Annotated in this window: 19 protein-coding genes; 7 read left to right on the forward strand and 12 right to left on the reverse strand. The window is 71.8% G+C overall.

The features are described 5' to 3' along the window. Nucleotides 1–1,764 carry a glycoside hydrolase family 3 N-terminal domain-containing protein gene (locus E8D37_RS01840; RefSeq protein ID WP_136568082.1) on the reverse strand — a complete coding sequence of 588 codons (1,764 nt, stop codon included), beginning with the start codon at nucleotides 1,762–1,764 and terminating at the stop codon, nucleotides 1–3. 177 nt (nucleotides 1,765–1,941) lie between these two features. On the opposite strand from E8D37_RS01840, the gene E8D37_RS01845 reads away from it, so the two are divergent. Further along, nucleotides 1,942–3,327, forward strand: coding sequence for a recombinase family protein (locus E8D37_RS01845; RefSeq protein WP_168929576.1), 1,386 nt, complete (start codon nucleotides 1,942–1,944; stop codon nucleotides 3,325–3,327). A gap of 518 nt (nucleotides 3,328–3,845) precedes the next feature. On the opposite strand, the gene E8D37_RS01850 is transcribed toward E8D37_RS01845, so the two are convergent. The 5 genes from E8D37_RS01850 to E8D37_RS01870 all read right to left on the reverse strand — a co-directional run bounded on the left by E8D37_RS01850 (nucleotide 3,846) and on the right by E8D37_RS01870 (nucleotide 7,983). Then, nucleotides 3,846–4,229, reverse strand: a complete 384-nt coding sequence (locus E8D37_RS01850) for a hypothetical protein (protein ID WP_136568084.1) — start codon at nucleotides 4,227–4,229, stop codon at nucleotides 3,846–3,848. Nucleotides 4,230–4,241: 12 nt separating this feature from the next. Then, complete coding sequence (locus E8D37_RS01855) at nucleotides 4,242–4,907, reverse strand: recombinase family protein (protein WP_136568085.1); 666 nt, start codon at nucleotides 4,905–4,907, stop codon at nucleotides 4,242–4,244. Nucleotides 4,908–4,945: 38 nt separating this feature from the next. Beyond that, nucleotides 4,946–5,419, reverse strand: coding sequence for a hypothetical protein (locus tag E8D37_RS01860; protein ID WP_136568086.1), 474 nt, complete (start codon nucleotides 5,417–5,419; stop codon nucleotides 4,946–4,948). 183 nt (nucleotides 5,420–5,602) lie between these two features. Next, nucleotides 5,603–5,908, reverse strand: coding sequence for a hypothetical protein (locus E8D37_RS01865; protein WP_136568087.1), 306 nt, complete (start codon nucleotides 5,906–5,908; stop codon nucleotides 5,603–5,605). After that, entirely contained in the window at nucleotides 5,908–7,983 is a 2,076-nt protein-coding gene (locus E8D37_RS01870; protein WP_136568088.1) for a DNA topoisomerase IV subunit B, read from the reverse strand. Before E8D37_RS01870 ends, E8D37_RS01865 begins: the two co-directional genes overlap by 1 nt. Before the next feature lie 478 nt (nucleotides 7,984–8,461). On the opposite strand from E8D37_RS01870, the gene E8D37_RS01875 reads away from it, so the two are divergent. The 3 genes from E8D37_RS01875 (at nucleotide 8,462) to E8D37_RS01885 (ending at nucleotide 10,079) form a co-directional block, all read left to right on the forward strand. Continuing rightward, the gene (locus E8D37_RS01875) at nucleotides 8,462–8,686 is read left to right on the forward strand and encodes a hypothetical protein (protein ID WP_136568089.1); all 225 of its coding nucleotides are present in this window, start codon (nucleotides 8,462–8,464) and stop codon (nucleotides 8,684–8,686) included. A 105-nt stretch (nucleotides 8,687–8,791) separates the two neighbouring features. Continuing rightward, nucleotides 8,792–9,121 carry a hypothetical protein gene (locus tag E8D37_RS01880; protein WP_136568090.1) on the forward strand — a complete coding sequence of 110 codons (330 nt, stop codon included), beginning with the start codon at nucleotides 8,792–8,794 and terminating at the stop codon, nucleotides 9,119–9,121. A gap of 82 nt (nucleotides 9,122–9,203) precedes the next feature. Then, nucleotides 9,204–10,079 carry an EamA family transporter gene (locus tag E8D37_RS01885; protein ID WP_136568091.1) on the forward strand — a complete coding sequence of 292 codons (876 nt, stop codon included), beginning with the start codon at nucleotides 9,204–9,206 and terminating at the stop codon, nucleotides 10,077–10,079. 534 nt (nucleotides 10,080–10,613) lie between these two features. Here the strand turns inward: E8D37_RS01885 and E8D37_RS01890 are convergent. The 5 genes from E8D37_RS01890 to E8D37_RS01910 all read right to left on the reverse strand — a co-directional run bounded on the left by E8D37_RS01890 (nucleotide 10,614) and on the right by E8D37_RS01910 (nucleotide 18,402). Next, the gene (locus E8D37_RS01890; protein ID WP_136568092.1) at nucleotides 10,614–12,080 is read right to left on the reverse strand and encodes an RNA polymerase sigma factor; all 1,467 of its coding nucleotides are present in this window, start codon (nucleotides 12,078–12,080) and stop codon (nucleotides 10,614–10,616) included. A gap of 162 nt (nucleotides 12,081–12,242) precedes the next feature. Further along, nucleotides 12,243–14,240 (reverse strand): APC family permease, encoded by a 1,998-nt coding sequence (locus E8D37_RS01895; RefSeq protein WP_168929577.1) that lies wholly within the window; start codon nucleotides 14,238–14,240, stop codon nucleotides 12,243–12,245. A 142-nt stretch (nucleotides 14,241–14,382) separates the two neighbouring features. Further along, complete coding sequence (locus tag E8D37_RS01900; RefSeq protein WP_136568093.1) at nucleotides 14,383–14,952, reverse strand: HhH-GPD-type base excision DNA repair protein; 570 nt, start codon at nucleotides 14,950–14,952, stop codon at nucleotides 14,383–14,385. A gap of 206 nt (nucleotides 14,953–15,158) precedes the next feature. Continuing rightward, on the reverse strand, nucleotides 15,159–16,895 hold the full coding sequence (locus E8D37_RS01905; protein ID WP_136568094.1) for an AMP-binding protein: 1,737 nt from the start codon (nucleotides 16,893–16,895) through the stop codon (nucleotides 15,159–15,161). 121 nt (nucleotides 16,896–17,016) lie between these two features. Then, nucleotides 17,017–18,402 (reverse strand): NAD(P)-binding domain-containing protein, encoded by a 1,386-nt coding sequence (locus E8D37_RS01910; RefSeq protein WP_136568095.1) that lies wholly within the window; start codon nucleotides 18,400–18,402, stop codon nucleotides 17,017–17,019. A 116-nt stretch (nucleotides 18,403–18,518) separates the two neighbouring features. Between E8D37_RS01910 and E8D37_RS01915 the strand changes: the two genes are divergently transcribed. Next, complete coding sequence (locus E8D37_RS01915) at nucleotides 18,519–19,352, forward strand: metalloregulator ArsR/SmtB family transcription factor (protein WP_136568096.1); 834 nt, start codon at nucleotides 18,519–18,521, stop codon at nucleotides 19,350–19,352. A 280-nt stretch (nucleotides 19,353–19,632) separates the two neighbouring features. Here the strand turns inward: E8D37_RS01915 and E8D37_RS01920 are convergent, their stop codons facing one another. Beyond that, the gene (locus E8D37_RS01920) at nucleotides 19,633–20,034 is read right to left on the reverse strand and encodes a universal stress protein (protein WP_136568097.1); all 402 of its coding nucleotides are present in this window, start codon (nucleotides 20,032–20,034) and stop codon (nucleotides 19,633–19,635) included. Nucleotides 20,035–20,261: 227 nt separating this feature from the next. On the opposite strand from E8D37_RS01920, the gene E8D37_RS01925 reads away from it, so the two are divergent. Together E8D37_RS01925 and E8D37_RS01930 are read left to right on the forward strand one after the other, a co-directional pair. Continuing rightward, the gene (locus E8D37_RS01925) at nucleotides 20,262–21,842 is read left to right on the forward strand and encodes a cation:proton antiporter family protein (RefSeq protein WP_240770135.1); all 1,581 of its coding nucleotides are present in this window, start codon (nucleotides 20,262–20,264) and stop codon (nucleotides 21,840–21,842) included. A 65-nt stretch (nucleotides 21,843–21,907) separates the two neighbouring features. Continuing rightward, entirely contained in the window at nucleotides 21,908–22,390 is a 483-nt protein-coding gene (locus E8D37_RS01930; RefSeq protein ID WP_136568098.1) for a hypothetical protein, read from the forward strand. Nucleotides 22,391–22,411: the final 21 nt, after the last annotated feature.

The following is a 22,411-nucleotide window of genomic DNA, read 5'->3' on the forward strand; positions in this document are numbered from 1 at the left end:
TCAGCAGGCGCTGCGCGGCACGCCGGCCACCCGGACCGGCAGCCTGCCGTGGGCTCTCAGGTCCCCGGTGAGGACGTCGACCACGGCCTCCATCGCGGCCGGCGTGTCGCCGTACGCGGCCACCCGCACCCGAGCGTCCGTGGAGCCCAGCGCGTAGGGCACGTCGGTGGTGACGACGACGCCGCGGTCAGGCTGCGGCCCGGGCACCACGCCGTCCACCGCGACCAGGTGCACCGGCGTCCCGTGGACGACGACCCGCGGCGGGGTCGCACGCCACCGGGCGAGGCGTCGGCGGTCGCGCCGGCGGTCCCCCGTCGCGCGCGGGCGCGGGGCCCGCACCTCCTCCACGGTGCCGAGCCGGAGGCCGGCCCTGCGCGCAGCCACCCGGAACCGTGCCACCGCGCCGGCGTCGCCGAACGGCACGACCGCTCCGCTGACCTGGACCCCGCGGCACCGTCCCGCGACCAGCGTCACGGCCGCACGGGTCAGGGACCGGACGGGCGTGCGCGCCGCGTCGGCCCCGTTACCCGCCCCGCTCCCCTGCTCCTGCGCCCGGCCCCACCGCAGGGCGGCGATCATCCGCGCGGCCGCCTGCTCGAGCCGACGCCGCCCCAGGTGACCCTGCCGGACCGCCCGCACGATGGCGTCGTGCGCCACCTCGGCGTCGGGCGGCATGAGAACGACGTCCCCGCCCGCGCGCAGGAACGCCACCGACGGGACGCCACGCACCCCCGCCACCCCCGCCATGTCGAGGGCGTCGGAGACGACGAGCCCGTGGAAGCCCAGGCGTCCGCGCAGCAGGCCGCTGATGACCTTCCGCGAGACCGACGCCGGGGTCCCCGGGTCGACGGCGCGGACGTCGATGTGCCCGACCATGACCGCGGGCAGCCCCGCGGCGATCGCGGAGCGGAACGGCACCAGGTCGGTGCGCAGCAGCGACCGGAGGCCCGCGCGCTGCACGGGCAGGCCGAGGTGGCTGTCGGTCGTGAGGGACCCGTGCCCGGGGAAGTGCTTGACCACCGGCAGGACGCCGGAGGACGCCAGCCCGAGGGCCGCGGCGGTCGACTGGCGCGCGGCCTGGGCGGGGTCGCCCGAGGCCGAGCGGGAGCGGATGACGGCGTCCGACGTCCCGGAGGTGACGTCGGCGTCCGGGGCCAGGTCGACGGTGAAGCCGAGGCGCCCCAGCTCGGAGCCGATGCCCGCCCAGGCCCGTCGGGTGAGCGCCGGGTCGTGGGCGGCCCCCGAGGTCATGAAGGACGGCAGCGGGGTGACGCCGTCGGTGACGCGCGTGACCGTGCCACCCTCTTGGTCGACCCCGAGGAAGAGCGGTCGCCCGTGCCCCGAGCGCCGCTGGAGCCGCGTCAGCGCTGCGCGCAGCCGCGCCGTCGACCGGATGTTGTCGTCGAACGCGACGACACCGCCGAGGTGGAGTCGATCGACGTAGCGCACCGGCGCCTCGGTACCAGCGGGCCAGCGCGCCACGACGACCTGCCCCGCCAGCTCGTCGAGGGACAGGTGCCGGACGTCGCGGGTCGCCCGGTCGAGCTGCGCCCGGCTCGGCCCCCAGCCGGTGCGCAGGCCGAGGCGCTGCGAGGGCGACGGACGGGCCGGGTCGCTGCCGGCCGCCGCGCCCGGTGCCCCTCGGTCGCCGGCGGGAGCCGTGGCGCCACCGTCGCTGTCGGTCGTGCACCCGGCCTGGGTCAGCACGACGCCGACGAGAAGGGCGGTCAGGGCGCGACGCAGCCGACGGGTGGAGGAGGACATGGCCGGGCCATCATGCCCGGCGACGGCCCGTCACCCCAGCCGTCGCCCCGGTCCCTCGGGCCCCTGCCGGCATGCCCGGGGCACCGCCCTCAGGCGTCCAGCGCCTCCACGTCGACGTCGTAGGCGCCCTGGACGATGAACCTCGTGCGTACCAGAGGACATGAGAGAATCGGCGGCATGGTCGAGCAGGTCACAGCCGGAATCTACACGCGGCTGAGCCTCGACAAGACCGGTGACGGGCTGGCGGTCCAACGTCAGGAGAGCGCCTGCCGCGACCTCGCCAAGCGTCACGGCTGGACCGTGGCCGAGGTCTACGAAGACAACGACGTCAGCGCCAGCAGCGGCAAGGAACGGCCCGAGTATCAGCGCATGCTGGCCGACTTGGAGAGCGGCAGCATCAACGCCGTCGTGGTCTACGCATGGGACCGACTGGCGCGCCGGATGACCGACCTCGTCGCCTTCATCGAGTTGCAGCGGAGACTCGACTTCGACGTGGCGCACGTGACCGGCGACGTCGACCTCTCCACGGCATCGGGGCGGCAGACGGCCTACATCCTCGGGTCGGTCGCACAAGGCGAGGCCGAGCGGCTCGGCGAGCGCGTCAGCGCACAGAAGCAGCAGCGCGCCCTGATGGGCATTCCCCACAAGGGACGCCACCGGCTCTACGGGTACGACGAGAACTGGACGCCGGTAGAGCCCGAGGCGGCCATCATCAGGGAGGCGTTCACGCGCAGGGCATCGGGAGAGTCGACCACGGCCATCGCGCGAGACCTCACTGCACGCGGCATCAAGACGGTCAGCGGTCGCGACTGGTCGAGTGGCGTTCTTGGCCAGACCCTCACGAAGCACGTCTATGCAGGGCAGGTGACATTCAAGGGCGAGGTGGTCGCCGACAGCATCCATCCAGCCTTGGTCGACCTCGACACCTTCAACGCGGCCCAAGCGGAGCTGGCCGGGTCCTCGGCAGGCACGAACACGCGCAAGTACCTGCTGAGCGGCATCCTGCGATGCGGCCACTGCACCTTCCCCATGAAGGGCAATCCCTCCAACAAGATGTACCGCTGCTCCACCACGTACGGCGGTTGCGGTCGCCTGTCGGTACGCATCGCGCTGGCGGACCATTGGGTCAAGTGGGCCGCGATGCAGCGCGCCAACATGAAGCCCTCACGGGACCCCGACCCGCGCGACTACGACGCGGAGATGGCAGCGGCCGACGACGAGATTGCCCGCGTGCAGGCCGACTACCGGGAGGGCATCTACACGCTGGCCGAGGCCAAGCCACTCCTAGAAGCCCAACGGCAAGTCAAGCGCGATGCCGCCAAGGCGAAGGCGCGAGCGGTCCCACGGCTCAACCACGCGACACAGAAGTACCTCGACTACGGGCGCATGAACCTGTCGCAGCAACGCGCCTTCATCAACGCGCACATCACCGACGTCATCGTGGGTCCGGCAGTGAGTCGGGGGCATCAACCCTTCAACCCGGCGAGGTTCGAGTGCCACTACCCCGACGGCACCAGCGAGAGGCTCGAGCGACCGGCCGATGACCCGGTTGAGGACGTCTGAGAGGCCACAGGAGACGCTCTGAGCGCCTGCCAGTTTTCCGGTGGACCTATGGGCCACCGCGACGGCTGCGATTTTCAGACGGCAATCTCGCCTCAATCCGCCTCATGAAAGAGGACTGGTATACTTGACATAAGAGTGGCCTCTCTGAGTCACTCAGCGGCCCGACCGAAACGGGAGCAAGACGGCCGCGAGTCTGCATCACGCGCGGGTACTCGGAGCGCCGCCCGCGCAGAGCCTCACGGCCGACCAGTTCGCTGGGTAGGTGCAGGTGCCAGCCCGCGCGTGGTCCGGTGGAGAACACCGGCTCGGCAACTGGCCCCGTGCGATGCGCGATTCTGACAGTGGCCGCCTGCGGCACACGCGATACCTACCGTTGCACGGAGCCAACCGGGTGCGAGACCCGGCCATCGGAGACAACTTCCAGATGGGCAGATATGCCGCTCGACCGACCAGACGACGCCGTCTCAGTAGGTAGGGCGACGTATGCCCATCATCAACAACCACAGAGACCAGTTGAGTTATGGAGCGACAGCGTGACGGTCGACCAGACCGACCTGCCACGTGCGACCATCAGGGTCGAAGAGATAGGCGGGCTCGGAGAGCGCCGCCGCGAGCAAGTTGACGACGTCGGCCACCAGTTCGCCATCCGCCGAGCCGCCGAGCGCGATGCCGCACGCGTGCGCACCCAAGAGCTTTGTCGGCTCGGTCATCCAGTGAAGGCCGGCCGTGTCCCCGTCGTCAGCTGGACCGTGGTCATCAACGTTCAGGGACGCGCCCGAAGTGAAGGACACGCGCCAGTTGCCGCCATCGCCCTGCACCGTCGCATCAGGCAGCGTCCTCAAGCCGTCGACAACTTCGCGGAACAACGTAGAACTGCCAGACACCAGCGTCACGTAGCGCACGACAGCAGTCTGTCAGGCTGCCTCAGCATCGAGGTCCGCCGACACGAGGACCGCCTTCACTGTGGAGGGATACCACCGCGCGCCCCCGCGCGCGGTCGCGACGGAGTCGCGGTTGAGCGAGTCCGCGATAGCGGCGAGCGTCGCTCCCTCGGCGCGAGCCGAGACGATGCGCTGCGTCACGGCGGCCGGTAGCGTGCGAGGCCGACCGAGGCGCTTCCCCTGGCGCTTCAACTGCTGCAAAGCGGCACTGGTCCGAGCACCGATGAGCCGGCGCTCATACTGCGCGAAGCACGCCATCACCGACGCCATCAGTTCGCCAGACGCAGTCGTGGTGTCGAGCGCGAGGTCGAGCACGACCAACTGCCAGCCCTCGACGCGAGCGCGCTCCATCAGCATGGCGAAGTCGAGCAGCGAGCGGCTCAGACGGTCGAGCTTCGAGACCACGAGCACCGAAGCCTCTCCCCTGCCGAGCATGTCCAGCGCCGCCGCGATGCCCGGACGGCTGAGGTTCTTCGCCGAGAAGCCTTCATCCGAGACGTACTCGACGTCAGACCAGCCACGGCGAGCCGCCTCGGCGGTGATGACCTCACGCTGGTCGGCGAGCCCAAGGCCGGACACGCTCTGCTCCTCGGTCGAGACGCGGAGGTAGGCCAGAACAGTGGCGGAGCGCTTCTTCATGACGCCAGATTACACTAAATGGACGTTTACTGTATGCGTTACCGAACAGGGAACGCGCGCAACTCCGTCTCCCACTCGGCCAGCACCTCTGCCAGAGCGGCCACCGGCAGGTCGAGCACCACGAAGTAGTCGAACATCTCGTGCTCATTGCTCGGCGGACCGGACTCCAGCGACAGATGAACGCGGATGGACACAGAGTCGGTGGACCGCGCAGCGAGGCTGAATGCGAGGTTCGGCTCAGTGAACACGAGAAGGCGCTCCTCGTCCGAGTCCCAGACACTCGGCTGCACGTTGCCAGCGACGACCTGGCGCAGCCAGTCGGAGAGTTCGCGCGCTTCCCACGTCGTCAGACATGGGTCCTCGAACGACCAACACTCGCCGCCAACGAGTTCGACCGTGCCCGCAACGACGAGCCAGTTCGCGTCCCAGTCTCGCGGTTCGCTGGACGACCCGAACTGGTAGCCCTTCACCACCAACTCGACAGCCGCGCCGTCGACCGAGGCAAGCTTCATGACGGCATCCTCTCCCAGAGCCCGCCTCACGTGCGCACTATCCAGACGAGGCAGCGCGTCGAGCGCGCCGGTATCAAGAGTCAGGCCCGCGACTTAACATCGCGCTCGGTCGAAAGTCTGATGCGAGTTGGCGATAAGAGTCGCCAAGTAGGACGGTTCTCGACGGACGCGAGACCAACCACCTCACTCGGCGGATGACTCGCGAGGATGCAGCACCGACCAGTCCGCTTCGACCGAGCGGACCTCTTCGAGCGCGTAGGCGATGAGGTCCACGGACTCAGCGCCCTCCGACTGCCAAGAGTCGCTCATTATGACACTGCCGGGAGCGACGGGCGGGCGCTCCTGCAGAGGCTCCACACGAGTCGTGTCGGGCCGCGCGAACAAGAGATTGCCGTCTTGGATGCCGAAGAAGACGACGTCGACGAGCGACGCTTCGGTGTCGTCGAACAGGGTGACGTAGTAGTTCCCGGTGGGCACCTGGCTCGCCATCAGATGTCGAGGTCTTCCTCGCTCATATGTCCCCCGTTCACTACGATGAACTCCTTGCGCGGAGCCACCTCCGAGCCCATCAGCAGCTCGAACACGTTGCCGGCGATCTCGGCGTCGTCGACGGTGATCCGCCGCAGCGTGCGGCGACGCGGGTCCATCGTGGTCTCGGCCAGCTGGTCGGCGTCCATCTCGCCCAGACCCTTGTAGCGCTGCACCGGGTCCTTCCAGGACACGTTCTTCTTGCGCAGCTCGGCCAGCTTCCGCTGGAGCTCGGCGTCGGAGTAGGTGTAGACGTACTTGTCCATGCCCTTGCGCGGGTTCGAGATCTCGATCCGGTGCAGCGGCGGGACGGCCGAGTAGACCCGGCCCTCGGTGATGAGCTCGGGCATGTACTTGAAGAACAGCGTGGCGAGCAGGCAGCGGATGTGGGCGCCGTCGGAGTCGGCGTCCGCCATGAAGATGATCCGGCCGTAGCGCGCGGCGTCGAGGTCGAAGGTCCGCCCGGAACCGGCGCCGACCACCTGGATGATCGAGGCGCACTCGGCGTTCTTCAGCATGTCGCCGACCGACGCCTTCTGGACGTTGAGGATCTTGCCGCGGATCGGCAGCAGGGCCTGGAACTCCGAGTTGCGGGCGAGCTTCGCCGTGCCCAGAGCGGAGTCACCCTCGACGATGAACAGCTCGGAGCGCTCGTTGTCGTTGGCGCGGCAGTCGGCCAGCTTGGCCGGGAGCGCGGAGGACTCCAGCGCGTTCTTGCGCCGCTGGTTCTCGCGGTGCTGGCGCGCGGCCATCCGGGTCTTGGCCGCGTTGGAGACCTTCTCCATCACCAGCTTCGCGGCGGCCTTCTCCTCGCGCTTGGAGGAGGTGAGGAACGCCTTGAGCTCCTGGGCGACGACCTTGCGGACGATCGCGCGCGCGGCGGGCGTCCCCAGGATCTCCTTGGTCTGGCCCTCGAACTGGGGCTCGGCCAGGCGGACGGTGACGACGGCGGTGAGTCCCTCCAGCACGTCGTCCTTGGCCACGTCGTCGTCGTTGACCTTGAGCACCTTGGCGGCGCGCATGACGTCGTTGAAGGTGCGCACCAGCGCGCCCTCGAAGCCGGTGACGTGGGTGCCGCCCTTGGGGGTGGCGATGACGTTCACGAACGAGCGCAGGGTCGTGTCGTAGCCGGTGCCCCAGCGGGTGGCGATGTCCACGACGAGCTCGCGCTCGACGTCCGAGGAGACCATGTGACCGCTGGCGTCGAGGACGGGCACCGTCTCGGTGAAGGTGTCCTGGCCCTGCAGCCGCAGGATCGGCGTGACAGGCTCGTCGGACGCGAGGAAGTCGGCGAACTCGGTGATGCCGCCGTCGTGCTGGAACTCCTCCACGACCGGCTCCTCGCCCGCGGCGGTGGGCCGCAGGTCGGTGAGCTTGATGGCCAGGCCCGGCACGATGAAGGAGGTCTGACGAGCACGGCCGACGAGGTCGGCCCAGACGAACCCGGCGTCCTTGGTGAAGATCTGCCGGTCCGCCCAGAAGCGGATGCGGGTGCCGCTTCGGCCCTTGGCGACACGGCCACCCTTGCGGGTCAGGCCCGAGCGGGGCTCGAAGTCGGCCTCGGGTGCCTCGCCGTCGAAGACGCCCGGGACGCCGCGGCGGAACGACATCCCCTGCACGGCGGGGCTGCGCTCGACGTCGATGTCCATCCGGCTGCTCAGCGCGTTGACGACCGAGAGCCCCACGCCGTGCAGACCGCCGGTGGCGTTGTAGGAGCCCCCGCCGAACTTGCCGCCGGCGTGCAGCTTGGTCGCGACGACCTCCACGCCCGGGAGACCGGTGCGCGGCTCCTTGTCGGTGGGGATGCCGCGTCCGTCGTCGTGGACCTCGACCGAGCCGTCGACGTGCAGCGTCACCTCGACGCGGGTCGCGAAGCCGGCCAGCGCCTCGTCCACGCCGTTGTCGATGATCTCCCACACGCAGTGCATGAGGCCCCGGGTGTCGGTCGACCCGATGTACATGCCGGGACGCTTGCGCACCGCCTCCAGACCCTCGAGGACGAGGAGGTGGGCTGCGTTGTAGGTGTTGTCGGCGATCGTGGGCTCCTGCGTCGTGCGGTCTCACCTGGTACGGACGGGTGGCCCCGATTCGACCATTCGGTGGATTCGGCGCCATCCGCTCGGGGTAGAGGCTACGAAAGTACTTCCGACACGCCGTTCCCGGGTGGAGGCTCGCCCTCCGACCGGGACTAGCGTGAACCGCACCGAGGATCACGAATGGGACAAGATCGAGGGCTGCAACCCTCGTCACACTCCCTGAAGTGGCCTCGGGGTGGACACTGGGTGGACGGACCGACGCTCGACCGGGGCTCAACCGGACGGGTCGAGGACCGTTCGGGACGACGACGTCCCAGACGGGAATCACCAGGCTGCGACAACGGTTGCAGAGGGAGATCCGTCAAGACGCACCACCGGGTGCCGATGATGAGGTCGGGCACAACACCGGGTGAACGGGAATCCTGGGCCACCTGGCTACGTTGTGCTCACCACAGAGCGACCAAGAAATGAGGCCGATGTGACTACTGCAGTTGCCCCCAGCTCCTCGCTGACCGCTGCTGACCGCTGCGACCGATGCGGCGCTCAGGCCTACCTCCGGGTCGAGCTCCAGAGCGGCGGTGAGCTCCTCTTCTGCGCTCACCACGCACGGGAGCACGGCGACAAGATCAAGGCGATGGCCGCGACGGTCGTGGACGAGACCCACAAGCTCACCGGCACCCAGGCTCCGTCCAGCGACGCCTGAGCCGCCCGAACCCGATCGAGGGCCCCGGACCATACTGGTCCGGGGCCCTCGGCCATTTCAGCGCCCCGGGACGCACTCCTCCACGTCAAGACGTAGATTGCAGCCATGACCTCTCGGACACCCGTGCCCTTCTACGAGCGACCGCCCCGGGAGCAGGCGATGTTCGCCATCCGCTGCTGCCTCGCGGGCGGGCTCGTCCTCGTCGTACTGTCCGCCCTCCTCGGGTACGCCACGGCAGGCTCCAACCCCCGAGCGGACGACACCCAGGCCGTGGCCGCGCTCGTCGGGGTCGTCAGGTGGATCGGAGGCAGCCTCCTGGCCGTCGCCGTCATCTCCTACGGCGTCCGCCTGGGCGTGCTGTCGGCCCAGGGCTCCGACCAGACCGCCCTGGCCGCCAGGACTTCCGACGCCGCGGACGCCTCCGAGCCTCGATGACCCACCGCGGCCGGGGCGATTCTTGACCTGATCGCGACCGGGTGTCGTCCCGCTGGGGGCCGGCTGCCGGGATGATGGCCGGGTGGCCGTCCTCCTCGCCCTCGCCAGCGCCGTCGCCTACGGGCTCTCCGACTTCGTCGCCGGGCTGGCGGCGGGCCGGGTGGGGGCCTGGGCCGCGGCCTTCCTGGGCCAGCTCACCGGCGCGCTCGTGGTCTGCTGCCTCGGGCTGGGGCTGGGGGGTTCCCCCGGCCTCGGCGACCTCGGCTGGGCGGTCGTGGCCGGCGTCGGTGGCGGCCTCGGCACGGCCTTCCTCTACCGCGGCCTCTCCACGGGCCGGATGGGCGTCGTGGCGCCCGTCTCCGGCGTGGGGGCCGTGGTGATCCCGGTCGTCGTCGGGCTCGGTCTAGGTGAGCGTCCTGGACTCATGGTGGGTATCGGCATCCTCGCCGCTCTCCCCGGGATCTGGTTGGTGGCACTGGAGCCCGGCGGTGCCGATGCCCCCGCCCCCGGCCCCGCCCCCGCCGACGGCAGCAGCGACCGCCGGGCTCTCCAGGACGGTCTGCTCGCCGGAGCCGGCTTCGGCGTCCTCTTCGTCGGACTCTCCCGCATCCCCCACGACGCCGGACTGCTCCCCGTGGCCCTCAACCACGTCGTCGCCGCGGTCGTCGTGGCGGTCGTCGCGAGCGTGCTCGGGGCGTCCTGGTTCCCGCGCGGCTCCGGGCACCTGCGGGGCTCGGCAGCCGCCGTCGGGGCCGGCCTCCTCGGCGCCGGCGCCACCACGACGTTCCTGCTCGCCAGCCACGGCGGCTACCTGACCGTCGTCTCGGTGCTCGCGTCGCTGTACCCCGCCGTCACCGTCGCCCTGGCCGCCCTCGTCCTGCGAGAGCGCATCCACCGCACCCAGGGCGTCGGCCTCGCCCTCTGTGCGCTCGCCGTCGGGCTCGTCGCCGCAGGCTGAGGCCGCTGCTTCGCTGAGGTCCGCCGGGTTGCTGACTCGGCCGGGGGCCTCACGTTTGGTCACCAACGGCGTCTCCGGCGCCCCCGAACCCCACGTTGGTGACCAAACCTGACGCCGGCACGCCAACAACGGCGCTGACACCCGGCAGGCACCCACCGGCGTCGGCGCTGCCCGCCGCCGGCGACCACCACAGCGCAGACCGCCCCATCCAGCCCCACGTTTGGTCACCAACGGCGACTCCAGCGCCCCGGAACCCCACGTTGGTGACCAAACCTGACGCAGACACGCCTGACACCGGCGCCAAGACTCGGCTGTCCCCCCGGTAGCGGCCCTCTGAGCCGTCAGCGACCGCCGCAGCGCGCACGGCCCTTATAGCCTCACGTTTGGTCACCAACGGCGACTGCAGCGCCCCACAACCCCACGTTGGTGACCAAACCTGACGCAGAGACGCCCAAGACGCCCAAGACGCCCGAGACGCAGCGAGGCCCGCCGACGAACGTCGGCGGGCCTCGCTGCAGGTGGAGCGGCGGTCGATCAGTCCAGGTAGTCGCGCAGGACCTGCGAGCGGCTGGGGTGACGCAGCTTCGACATGGTCTTGGACTCGATCTGGCGGATGCGCTCTCGGGTGACCCCGTAGACCTTGCCGATCTCGTCCAGCGTCTTGGGCTGGCCGTCGGTGAGGCCGAAGCGCATGGAGACCACACCGGCCTCGCGCTCGGACAGGGTGTCGAGCACGGCGTGCAGCTGCTCCTGGAGCAGCGTGAACGACACGGCGTCGGCCGGGACGATGGCCTCGGAGTCCTCGATGAGGTCACCGAACTCGGAGTCGCCGTCCTCGCCGAGCGGCGTGTGCAGGGAGATCGGCTCTCGGCCGTACTTCTGCACCTCGATGACCTTCTCGGGGGTCATGTCGAGCTCGGTGGCCAGCTCCTCCGGGGTGGGCTCGCGCCCGAGGTCCTGGAGCATCTGGCGCTGCACGCGGGCGAGCTTGTTGATGACCTCGACCATGTGGACCGGGATGCGGATGGTGCGCGCCTGGTCGGCCATGGCGCGGGTGATGGCCTGGCGGATCCACCACGTCGCGTAGGTCGAGAACTTGTAGCCCTTGGTGTAGTCGAACTTCTCGACCGCACGGATCAGACCGAGGTTGCCCTCCTGGATCAGGTCCAGGAACAGCATGCCGCGGCCGGTGTAGCGCTTGGCCAGCGAGACGACGAGTCGCAGGTTGGCCTCGAGCAGGTGGTTCTTGGCGCGGCGGCCGTCCTCGGCGATCCACTCGAGCTCCTCGAGCAGGTCGGCCTTGATCTTGCCGCCCTTGCCGAGCTTCTCCTCGGAGAAGAGGCCGGCCTCGATCCGCTTGGCGAGCTCGACCTCCATCTCCGCGTTGAGCAGCGGCACCTTGCCGATCTGCTTGAGGTAGTCCTTGACCGGGTCGGCGGTCGCGCCGGCAACGGTGACGGTCTGCTCGGGCTCGCCGGAGTCGTCGGAGGCGGAGACGACGAAGGAGGCCTCCTTCTCGTCCTCCTTGATCGACGGGTCGGTCGCGACGTCCTTCTCGAACTGCTCGTCGGAGACGTCCGGGAGGATCTTCTTGCCGTCGGGGCCCACCTGTGCGGCCTGCTGCTCGGCGACCTCGGCCACGGTCGGCTGTGCCGTCGTCGCGGGCTCGGCGGCCTTGGTCGCCGAGGCGGCCTTCTTGGCGGCCGGCTTCGCGGCGGTCTTCGCCGGCGCAGCGGCGGCCTTCTTCGCGGGGGCCTTGGACGCGGCGGCGACGGCCCGGGTCGTGGTGGCGGTGCCGATCTGCACCGTGATCCCGAGACCGCTGAGGTGCGCCAGCAGCGGCTTCAGGTGGCGCGGCTCGACGTCCGCGTCCTCACTGGCCTGCCGGAGCTCCGCCGGCGTGACCACCCCGGTCGGGGTGCCCCGCTCGATGAGAGCCACGACGGCCGGGTGCTCGAGCACCTCGGCAGGGATCTTGCGCGAGTTCGAGGACACGAACACCTCTCGTCAGCTGGCGTAGGGGCGCGGCAAGGCCCGGAGTAGTCAAGCGCCGCGTCCGCCATTGTGCCACGGGCGTCACAACGGGCCAGCATCCAGGGGTGTGGCGGCGCGCCCCCGGCCCCCTTACCCGCCCACTGGTCGAGCCCCGGTCCCGGACCGACATCAGCCCACGTGCACGTGCGGGCGCTGGCTGCGGTCGGGCTCGGCCCGGCGCAGCACCTCGCGTGTCACCGGCGCGACCTCGCCCGAGCCGAAGAAGACGAACCGGAGGAACTGGCTGACCGGGTTGCCCTCGGTCCACTCGAAGTAGATGTGCGGCACCACGCCGGTCAGGTCGCGCGCGCCCAGGGTGAGCGCAGCCAGCGCGTTGGGCACGGACGACGCCTCGACCCGCAGGACCCGCCACTGGCCGTGCATGACCTCGCCGCGCACGCGCAGGCTGCCCGCGAAGTCGGACGGGTCGATGACGGTGACCTCGACGAACAGCACGTCGCCCTCGTCCCGCAGGTCGTTGTCCCGCACCACCTGGCGCGTCTTGTCCTCGTACTCCTGGGCGTCACGGGAGTCGGGCTCGTTGGCGACCAGCCGGATCGCGCGCCGCGCGCAGTCGCGCAGGAACTTCTCCGCCTTCGCGTCCAGCTCGACCTCGGTGACCCGCAGCTCGAAGGCGCGGCGGACGCGGGACCACACCGACACCGCGACGATCAGCGCGATGAAGATGCCGGCGATCTTGACGCCGTCCGGTCGCTCGACCACGTTGCTGGCCGTCGTGTACGCGAACACCGCGGCCACGAGGCTGAAGCCGATGGTGCGCCATGTCTGTCGCTTGTGCCGGGCCGCGAGCGTCACCGCGACCGCGCCGGAGGTCATGAGCACGAGGACGCCGGTGGCGTAGGCGCCGCCCTGGGCGTCCACGTTCGCGTCGAAGATCCAGGTGACCACGCCGGCGATCACCACCAGGACGAGGACCAGCGGGCGGACCGCGCGAGCCCAGTCCGGGGCCATGCCGTAGCGCGGCAGGTAGCGCGGGATGAGGTTGAGCAGGCCCGCCATGGCGGAGGCGCCGGCGAACCACAGGATCGCGATCGTCGCCGCGTCGTAGACGGTGCCGACCCCGTCGCCCAGGTACTGGTGGGCGAGGTAGGCGATGGCGCGGCCGTTGGCCTCTCCCCCGGGCTCGAGCGCCTCGGACGGGACGAGCAGCGTGACCACGACGTTGGACGTGATCAGGTACCCGCTCATGATCAGCGCGGCCGTGGTGAGCAGCTTCTGCGCGCCGCGGATGCGACCGGCCGGGTTGCGGCGGGTGTCGTGCTCGTCGCCGCGGATCTGCGGCATCACGGCCACGCCGGTCTCGAAGCCGCTCATGCCCAGCGCGAGCTGGGGGAAGACGAGGGCCGAGATGCCCAGCATCGTCCAGATGTCGTGGTAGTTCGTGGTGAGCAGGTTGCCCCAGTTGATCACCAGCTCGGGGTGGCTGATGACGTCCACGAGACCGACGGTGATCACCACGGCGTTGATCCCGAGGAACGCGATCACGAGGACGACGGCCAGGCCGATCGCCTCGGAGAAGCCGCGCAGGAACACGACGCCGAGCGCCGCGATGAACACGAGCGTGATGAGCACCGGGTGGTGCTCCCACGACGTCGGGACGTGCGGGTTCTCGGTCAGGTGCGCGGTGGCGTCGGCCGCCGAGAGCGTGATGGTGATGAGGAAGTCGGTGGCCGCGAACCCCAGCAGGACGAGGACGAACGCCTTGCCCTTCCAGAACGACAGCAGCCGCTCGAGCATCGCGATCGAGCCCTCGCCGTGCGGCGACTCCTGCGCGACGCGGCGGTAGACCGGCAGGGCGCCGAAGAGCGTGAGGGCGATGAGCACCAGCGTCGCGAGTGGCGAGAGCAGCCCGGCGGCGAGCACCGCGATGCCCGGCTGGTAGGCGATGGTCGAGAAGTAGTCGACACCGGTGAGGCAGACGACGCGGTACCAGGGGTGCCGCGGGTGGCCGGCCTTCGGACGGCCGTGGGGCGCCTGGTGCGGGCGCCGGTCCTCCAGGTCGGACAGGAGCCAGTCCGCGGCGCGCTGGGAGAAGGTCGGGCGCAGGTCGTCCCCACCAAGCTCGGACCCGTCGGCGACGCCGGGAGCCGCAGGTCCAGAGGTCATGGACGCAAGCGTGGCTCAGACCGCCCCTCCTCGCCAATCTGTGCAGGGCCTACGTGACGCCCACCACTCGCCCGCCGCTCGGCGGCTGGTGGACCCGGCAGGTCTCACGTGGGGCGCGCGCGGCGCGGGAGCACCGGCAGGCTCAGCCCTTGGCCGCCTTCGCCGCGGCCTTCATCTCCTTCTTGTGGTCGCGCACCTTCTGCAGGCTCGCACCGTCGACCACGTCGGCGACCGAGCGGTAGCCGTCGAGGGAGTAGTCACCGACGACCTTCTCCCAACCCTCGGGGGCGGACGCCAGCTGCTTGCCGACCAGCGCGACGAAGATCTGAGCCTTCTGCTTGCCGAAGCCCGGGAGCGCCTGCATCCGCTTGAGGAAGTCCCGGCCGTCCTTCGCCTCGGTCCAGATCCGCTCCGCGTGCCCCTCGTACTCGTCCACGACGATCCGGGCCACCTCCTGCATCCGGGTGGCCATGGAGCCCGGGAAGCGGTGGATGGCCGGCTGCTGTGCGCAGAGGGCCGAGAACTCCTCGGGGTCCGCGTCCGCGATCGCCCGCGGGTCGAGGGAGCCCATCCGGTCCGCGACCTTCGCCGGCCCGCGGAACGCGTGCTCCATCGGGTACTGCTGGTCGAGCATCATCCCGATCAGCAGGGCGAACGGGTCGTCGGTCAGCAGCTGGTCCGCGGCGGCGTCGCCGGTGATCTGGAGGGCCATGGGGCCGATCCTCTCAGAGCGGACGAGCACGGAGTCCAGAGCCACCTCAGCCCCACGTCACCGCCACATCCCCGCCACGATTGGTCACCAACGGTGCTCCGCGGGCGTCGCTGGAGCCCTTCTCTGACCATTCGTGGCCGGGCCGGTCAGGCGGCCGCTCGCGTCGAGGAACCGCCACCGGACATCGGCGGCAACGGCAACGGTCGTCAGCGACCCCCGCGCAGCTCCGGGAAGTCGGAGTCGCGGAACTCGGTGCTCACGGAGGCGTCCGCGAGCTGCTCCTCGCGACTGCGCAGCTCGACCCGGCGGATCTTGCCCGAGATCGTCTTGGGCAGGTCGAAGAACTCCACGCGCCGCACCCGCAGGTAGGGCGCCAGGTTCTCCCGGGCGTGGCGGAGGATGTCGCGGGCGACCTCGGCGGTCGGCTCGAAGCCGGGCGCCAGGGCCACGTAGGCCTTCGGGACGGCGAGGCGCACCGGGTCCGGGGCGGGCACCACCGCGGCCTCGGCCACCGCCGCGTGCTCGATGAGCACGCTCTCGAGCTCGAAGGGGCTGATCTTGTAGTCCGAGGCCTTGAAGACGTCGTCGGTGCGACCGACGTAGGTGAGGTAGCCGTCCTCGTCGCGGGTCGCCACGTCGCCCGTGTGGTAGAAACCGCCGGCCGTCGCCTCGGCCTGCCGGGTCGGGTCGCCCAGGTACCCGGCCATGAGCGGCAGCGGGTCGCCGGACAGGTCGAGGCACAGCTCGCCCTCGCCGGGCCCGACGACGGGTGCGCCGGTCTGCGGGTCGACGAGCGCCACCGGCATGCCGGGCAGCGGGCGGCCCATGGAGCCGGGCTTGAGCACCGAGCCGGGCGTGTTGGCGATCTGCGCCGTGGTCTCGGTCTGCCCGAAGCCGTCGCGCAGCGGCAGACCCCACTGCTGCTGCACCCGGGAGATGACCTCGGGGTTCAGCGGCTCGCCGGCGCCGACCACCTCGCGCAGCGCCGGCGGCCGCTCGCCCAGGTCGGCGTTGATGAGCATGCGCCACACCGTCGGCGGCGCGCAGAGCGTGGTGACGGCCTCCTCGCGCAGCCGGGTGACCAGGGAACCCGCGTCGAACCGGGCGTAGTCGAGCACGACGACGCAGGCCTGCGCGTTCCACGGGGCGAAGAGGCAGGACCAGGCGTGCTTGGCCCAGCCGGGCGAGGAGATGTTGAGGTGCCGGTCGCCGGGCGTGAGGCCGAGCCAGTACATGGTGGTGAGGTGGCCGACCGGGTAGCTGACCTGGGTGTGCTGCACCAGCTTCGGCCGCGACGTCGTCCCCGAGGTGAAGTAGAGGAGCAGCGCGTCGTCGGGGGCGGTGCCGGGGTGCTCGAGCGGCCCGGAGGCGCAGGCGGCCGCGGAGGACAGCGACTCCCACCCGTCCCGCTCCCCCACGACGACCTTGACGAGGCGCTCGGCCTCGCGCAGCCCCTCGAGCTTCGCGGCGTCCGCGGGCGTCGTGACCACGGCCCGGGCGTCGGCGCGCACCAGCCGGTCGGCGAGGTCACTGGGACCGGCGGCCATGGCAGTCGGCACGAGGACGGCGCCGAGCTTCATCACGCCCAGCATCACCTCCCACAGCTCCACCTGGTTGCCGAGCATCACCATCACGGCGTCGCCGCGACCGATGCCCAGGCCCGCCAGCCAGCGGGCGGTCCGGTCCGAGGCGTCGACCAGCTCGTCGAACGTCCGGACGTCGCGGGTGCCGTCCTCGTGCAGCACGACCAGAGCGTCGGCGTCGTTCCCGCGGGCGACGGCGTCGAACCAGTCGATCGCCCAGCACCAGGTCGGGCCCACGTCCGGGAAGGCGAACCGCTCGAGCGCGGCCGAGTGGTCCTCCCGCAGGTCGAGGAGGAGGTCGCGGGCGGCGCGGAAGGCGTCGACGGGCGCGACGGTGCCGGACGGCGGGACGGTGGACATAGGGCCTCCTCGGGCCGGCGGGGGGATGCCGGTCAGTGCGCCGGGACTCTAGCCCCGCAGACGGGCCGGTACTGGCCCGGCCCGTCCTGGTACCGATCGGTAGGGTCCGCCCTGCGGGACGTCAGGGTCGGGCAGCGACCTCGAGCACCAGGTCCGTCACCGGGCTCGAGGGGGAGCAGCAGGACGTCGCGGGCGCACCGTCGAAGGCCGGCGCCGCGCCGCACACCCCCGTTTCGGGCAGCACCAGCTCGACCGCGGCGGCCGCGGCATGGTCGCCCCCCACCTCGGCCACGATCGACCGCACCTGCTCGTGGCCCGTCATGGCCAGGAAGCTCGGGGCGCGCCCGTACGACTTCATCCCCACCAGGTAGAGCCCCTCCTCCGGCTGCCGGAGCAGCGCGGCGCCGTGCGGGGCCACGGTCCCGCACGAGTGGTGCGCCGGGTGGATCCCGTCGGCCAGCGCGCGAGGGCAGCCCAGCTCGGGGTCCAGGTCGAGCCGCACCTGCGCCAACCAGTCGTGGTCGGGCCGGAACCCCGTCACGGCGACGACCTCGTCGACGTCGCCGACCGGCTCCCCGGCGTCCGGCACCAGCCGGAGCCTCCCGTCAGCCTGCGCCTCGACGGCCACCGTGCGGAACCCCGTCACCGTCGTCACCGCGGTCGCGTCCGCGGCCGCCCGCGCGGCGAGCCCCAGCGCCCCGCGCCCCGCCAGTCCGTCCGCCTCCCCCGCTCCCAGCGCCCTCAGCACGGACCCACGGCGCAGCAACCACGTCACCCTGGTCCCGGGCACCTCCCGCGCCACCGCCCCGAGCGCGACGAGGGCGTTCTGCGCCGACGCGCCCGCCCCCGCGACCACGGTGTGCCGCCCGGCATGGCGCCGCCGCACGGCCTCGTCGGCAAGGTCCGGGACGCGGTAGGCGATCCGGTCCGCAGCATGGGCCTCACCGGGGGCCGGCCAGCCGTCGGCTCCCAGGGGGCCAGGGCGCCCCCAGGTCCCGGAGGCGTCCACCACCGCCGCCGCCTCGACCACGTCCTCCCGCTCGGTGCCCTCTCCCGTCCCGCCTGCCGCCGAGCGCACGTGCACCGCGAAGGGCACCTCGGCGCGGCCGTCCACCACCAGGAGGTCGCGGCCCCGCCGCGCCACGCCGACCACGCGGGCTCCCGTGCGCACGACGGCACCCCGGGTGCGGAGCACCTCCGCGAGCGGCTCGAGGTAGCGCTGCACCCAGTCGAGCCCGGTCGGTGCGACGTCGGGCTCGGGCGACGACCACCCCGCGTCGGCCAGGAGGCGTCCCGCCGCGGGGTCGACGAGCTCCGCCCATGGGGAGAACAGCCGGACGTGGCCCCACTCCCGCACGGCGGCGCCCACCTGGGAGCCCTGCTCGAGGACGACGACGGGGAGCCCGCGCTCCACCGCGTGGGCGGTCGCGGCCAGGCCGATCGGGCCGGCCCCGACGATGACGAGAGGGGCCGCGCTGCTGGGCGTGTGCGGGGAGGCGAGGGTCATGACAGGTTCTCCAGACGGACTGGATCGACAGCGCTCGATATTATGGCCGAGAGTGACACCTTCATCGACGTACGTCAATGATCGACTTCGATCGATGCTCGGGCTAGCCTCGGGCCATGAGCGATCCTGGGAGCACCGCCCTCGGTGCGGACGCCGCCGCCACGTACGCCTCCTGGTTCGCCTGCCTGGCGGACCCGACCCGCGTGCGCCTCCTCCACGCCGTCGCCGGGGCCTCGGGCTCCGCCCGCGTCGGCGACCTCGCCGACCGGCTCGGGATCAGTCAGTCCACGGTGTCCCACCACGTCAAGAAGCTGGCCGAGGTCGGCTTCGTCCACGTCGACCGGGTCGGCACCGCGAGCGTCGTGAGCGTGAACGAGGCGTGCTGCACCGGCCTCCCCCACGCTGCCGACGCCGTCATGGGGGTGCTCGACGCGCGCCCGTGCTGCCCCGCCGACCTGCCCGCCGACGTCTCGACCCGGGCGATGACCGACGCGGACCTGGAGGTCGTCCGCGACATCTACGCACAGGGCATCGCCACGCGGAACGCCACGTTCGAGACGGAGGTGCCCGACGTCGCGACGTTGCGGCACAGGTGGCTCGCCGGCCACCGGTGGGTGGCGGAGGCGGACGGGCGCGTCGCCGGCTGGGCGGCGGTCTCCCCCACGTCCGCCCGCCCCTGCTACGCCGGCGTCGGTGAGACGTCCGTCTACGTCGCGGAGGACGCCCGGGGCCGGGGCGTGGGCAAGGCCCTCGTGCACCGCCAGGTCACGGAGGCGGACGCGGGCGGGCTCTGGACGCTCCAAACGTCGATCTTCCCGGAGAACCGGGCGAGCATCGCCCTGCACCACGCGGCCGGCTTCGTCACGCTCGCGGTGCGCTCACGCATCGCCCAGCTGGACGGCCGCTGGCGCGACACCGTCCTCATGGAGCGACGCCGCGCGGAGGACTGACCGACCCTGGACGACCCTGGGCGACCGGCCCGAGACCGTCGTCCCGCCGCCCGAGAGGGACAGACCCGGGCGGCGGGACGACGGTGGTGATGACCGGTGGCGCAGGGCGCCGGGGGCTCCGGTCGGGCACACAGTAGGGAGACGGGCACGCGGCTGCTGGGGAATGCACAGCATCCGCACGTCCCGGTCTGGACGTGCGCCCCCGATCGGGCCCGATCTCACGCCCCGATGTCACGCGCGGCGCGGCACGTGACACCGGACGCTCACGGTCCGGGTGCGCTCAGCTGCCCTTGACCGCGAGCACCGGGCAGTGCGCGTCGAGCAGGACCCGCTGGGCGTTGGACCCCAGGATCAGCTTGCCCACGGGCGAACGGCGACGCAGGCCGATGACGAGCAGCTCGGCGTCGTTGGCCTCGGCGATGGAGAGCAGGTCCTCGGCGGGCTCGAACCCGCGGACGAGCTGGCGGATCTCGTAGGTCACGCCCGAGGCGTCCAGGCGGGACTTCACGTCCAGGAGCTTGGCCTCGGCCGCCTCGGCGGCGCTGGAGTCGAAGTCGCTGCCCCCGCGGTGCGAGTCCACCACCACGAGCGAGACACCACGTCGCTTGGCCTCCTCCACGGCGGCGGTCAGTGCCGCCTCGCCCTCGGGCTTCGGGACGTAGCCCACCACGACCGTGCTCATCAAGACCCCTCTCGTCGACCGCGGTCCCCCCGCGGCCCGTACGCCCGCGGAGCTTCTCGCGGGTCGCTGCCACCGGCTCCGGCGCCGGCGGCCCCGACGCTACCCAATCCCAGCACCTCACGTCGCGGGTCGATAGCCATCACCTGAGGTATTCCTCGCTGACACAATGCGGACACCCGCCCGTCGACGGGCCGACGGGCCCGGCACGCCGACTCCGGAGGCCCCGCGTGGACCCCACGACCACCACCCTGCTCGCCGCCCTCGCGGGCGGTCTCCTGGCCGCGGGCCTGCGGCTGCCGCCCCTGCTGGGCTTCCTCGCCGCCGGGTTCGCACTGCACGGGGCGGGGGTAGCGCGGGTCGAGGCGGTCCAGGTGGTCGCGGAGCTGGGAGTCACCCTTCTGCTGTTCTCCGTGGGCCTCAAGGTGGACGTGCGCACGCTGGCCCGTCGCGAGGTGCTCGGCGTCGGGGCGGCGCACCTGGTCGTGTCGACCGCGCTCACGGCAGCCGTGGTGGGCGCGCTCGGGGCCACGTCGTGGGCCATCGTCGGCGACACCGGCTGGCGCACGGCCCTGCTCGTCGGCTTCGTCCTGTCCTTCGCCAGCACCGTCTTCGTGGTCAAGCTCCTCGAGGAGCAGTCGGCCTCGCGCTCCCTCTCGGGCCGGACCGCGCTGGGCATCCTCGTGCTGCAGGACCTGGCCGCGGTGGTCTTCCTGACGGCCTCCCACGGCTCGCTCCCGGGGCCGGAGGCGTTCCTCGTGCTCCTGCTGCTCCCGGGAGCGTGGCTCCTGCGGCGCCTGCTCGACCTGGTCGGCGGCTCCGAGCTGCGCCCCCTGGTCGGGGTGGTGCTGGCGCTGGTGCCGGGCTATGCGTTGTTCGAGGCCGTCGGGCTCAAGGGAGACCTCGGGGCCCTGGCCGTGGGGATGCTGCTGGCGGGGCACCCCTCGTCCGAGGCCCTGGCCAAGAGCATGCTGCCCGTCAAGGACCTGTTCCTCGTCGGCTTCTTCCTCTCCATCGGCTTCACCGGCATGCCGGACCTCCCGCACGTGCTCGTGGCCCTGGCCCTGGTCGCCGTCGTCCCCGCCCGCGCACTGGCGCTGGCACTGCTGCTGTGGCGCGCGGGGCTGCGGCGCCGCACCTCGGTGCGCACGGCCGTGTCGATGGCGAACTTCTCCGAGTTCGCCCTGATCGTGGCCGTCGGGGCGCCCGCCAGCGTCCTGCCCCCCGACTGGGTGGCGGTCATCGCCACGGCGATCGCCCTCACCTTCGTGCTCGGGTCCCTGGCGGGCCGCGCCGAGTGGCTCGTCCCGGCCACGCGCCGGCTCCTGCCCGACCGACCGGCCGCCCGGGTCCATCCCGAGGACCGGCCGGTGGACGTGGGTCACCACGAAGCCGTCGTGCTCGGCATGGGACGCGTGGGCAAGGCGTCCTACGAGCGGCTCGCCCACGAGCACGGCCTGTCGGTCGTCGGCGTCGAGAACTCCGTGGAACGGGCGGAGCGCCTCCGCGCAGAGGGCCTCGACGTGGTGGAGGCGGACGCCACCGACCCGGAGTTCTGGGAGCGGGTCCGCACGGGCAACGTCGGACTGGTGCTGCTCGCCATGCCCTTCCACGGCAACAACATCGAGGCGCTCGGGCACCTGCGTGGCTCGGGCTACTCCGGCACCGTGGCGGTGGTGGCCCAGCACGACTCCGACCTCGAGCACGCCCGCACCGCCGGCGCGGCGACCGGGCTGCAGCTCTACGACGGCGCGGGAGCGGAGCTGGCGGACCGGGCGGTGCTCGCGATGGGGTCGCACCGCGACGGCTGACCGCGGTGGCGGCGGGCTGTGGAGGACCGCGCCTCCCGGGCCGCCCGCTGGGCGACCATGTCCGGGTGCCCGACCCGTCACCTCGCCCGCCGACGCCGCACGACCTGACCGGGCCGGGCGGCGGGCTGCCCGTCGACCCGGCCGCGGACACCCTCGTGGCACTGCGCCGGGCGGTCGTGGACCTGGCCTCCGGCGAGGCGCGCCGCCGGTTCCCCGCGCTCGTCCACGTGGGCGTGCCAGGCGGCCGGCAACGCCTCCTCCCGGCCGCCGACGACGGCCTCGACCGGACGCTGCGCGTGGAGGTCCTCTCCGGCCTCCTCGCACTCTCCTGGCAGGAGGACGCCGGGCGGCGACCCCTCGTCTGGCTCACGCGACCGGGCCCGGTGGACCCGGTGCAGGACGTGGACGTCGAGTGGCTCGGCGCCACCTGCCAGGCGGCCCGCGAGATCGGCACCGGTGTCGTGTTCGTGGTCGTCGACCGGCACGGCTGGCGCGACCCGCGCAGCGGCGCGCACCAGCGGTGGCGCAGGGTCCGGCCGGTCCGCTGAATCGCTCCCGACCGGCCGGCG

This window comes from Nocardioides sp. GY 10127 (assembly GCF_004919085.1).
In the GTDB taxonomy this organism is placed as follows: Bacteria; Actinomycetota; Actinomycetes; order Propionibacteriales; family Nocardioidaceae; genus Nocardioides.

Excerpts from the sequence above, each read along its gene's own strand:
- E8D37_RS01910 (WP_136568095.1), bottom strand. The coding sequence starts at position 18,402 with ATGACCCTCGCCTCCCCGCACACGCCCAGCAGCGCGGCCCCTCTCGTC.
- E8D37_RS01855 (WP_136568085.1), bottom strand. The coding sequence starts at position 4,907 with ATGAAGAAGCGCTCCGCCACTGTTCTGGCCTACCTCCGCGTCTCGACC.
- E8D37_RS01845 (WP_168929576.1), top strand. The coding sequence starts at position 1,942 with ATGGTCGAGCAGGTCACAGCCGGAATCTACACGCGGCTGAGCCTCGAC.
- E8D37_RS01920 (WP_136568097.1), bottom strand. The coding sequence starts at position 20,034 with ATGAGCACGGTCGTGGTGGGCTACGTCCCGAAGCCCGAGGGCGAGGCG.
- E8D37_RS01900 (WP_136568093.1), bottom strand. The coding sequence starts at position 14,952 with ATGGCCCTCCAGATCACCGGCGACGCCGCCGCGGACCAGCTGCTGACC.
- E8D37_RS01915 (WP_136568096.1), top strand. The coding sequence starts at position 18,519 with ATGAGCGATCCTGGGAGCACCGCCCTCGGTGCGGACGCCGCCGCCACG.
- E8D37_RS01840 (WP_136568082.1), bottom strand. The coding sequence starts at position 1,764 with ATGTCCTCCTCCACCCGTCGGCTGCGTCGCGCCCTGACCGCCCTTCTC.
- E8D37_RS01865 (WP_136568087.1), bottom strand. The coding sequence starts at position 5,908 with ATGGCGAGCCAGGTGCCCACCGGGAACTACTACGTCACCCTGTTCGAC.
- E8D37_RS01860 (WP_136568086.1), bottom strand. The coding sequence starts at position 5,419 with ATGAAGCTTGCCTCGGTCGACGGCGCGGCTGTCGAGTTGGTGGTGAAG.
- E8D37_RS01880 (WP_136568090.1), top strand. The coding sequence starts at position 8,792 with ATGACCTCTCGGACACCCGTGCCCTTCTACGAGCGACCGCCCCGGGAG.
- E8D37_RS01905 (WP_136568094.1), bottom strand. The coding sequence starts at position 16,895 with ATGTCCACCGTCCCGCCGTCCGGCACCGTCGCGCCCGTCGACGCCTTC.
- E8D37_RS01895 (WP_168929577.1), bottom strand. The coding sequence starts at position 14,240 with ATGACCTCTGGACCTGCGGCTCCCGGCGTCGCCGACGGGTCCGAGCTT.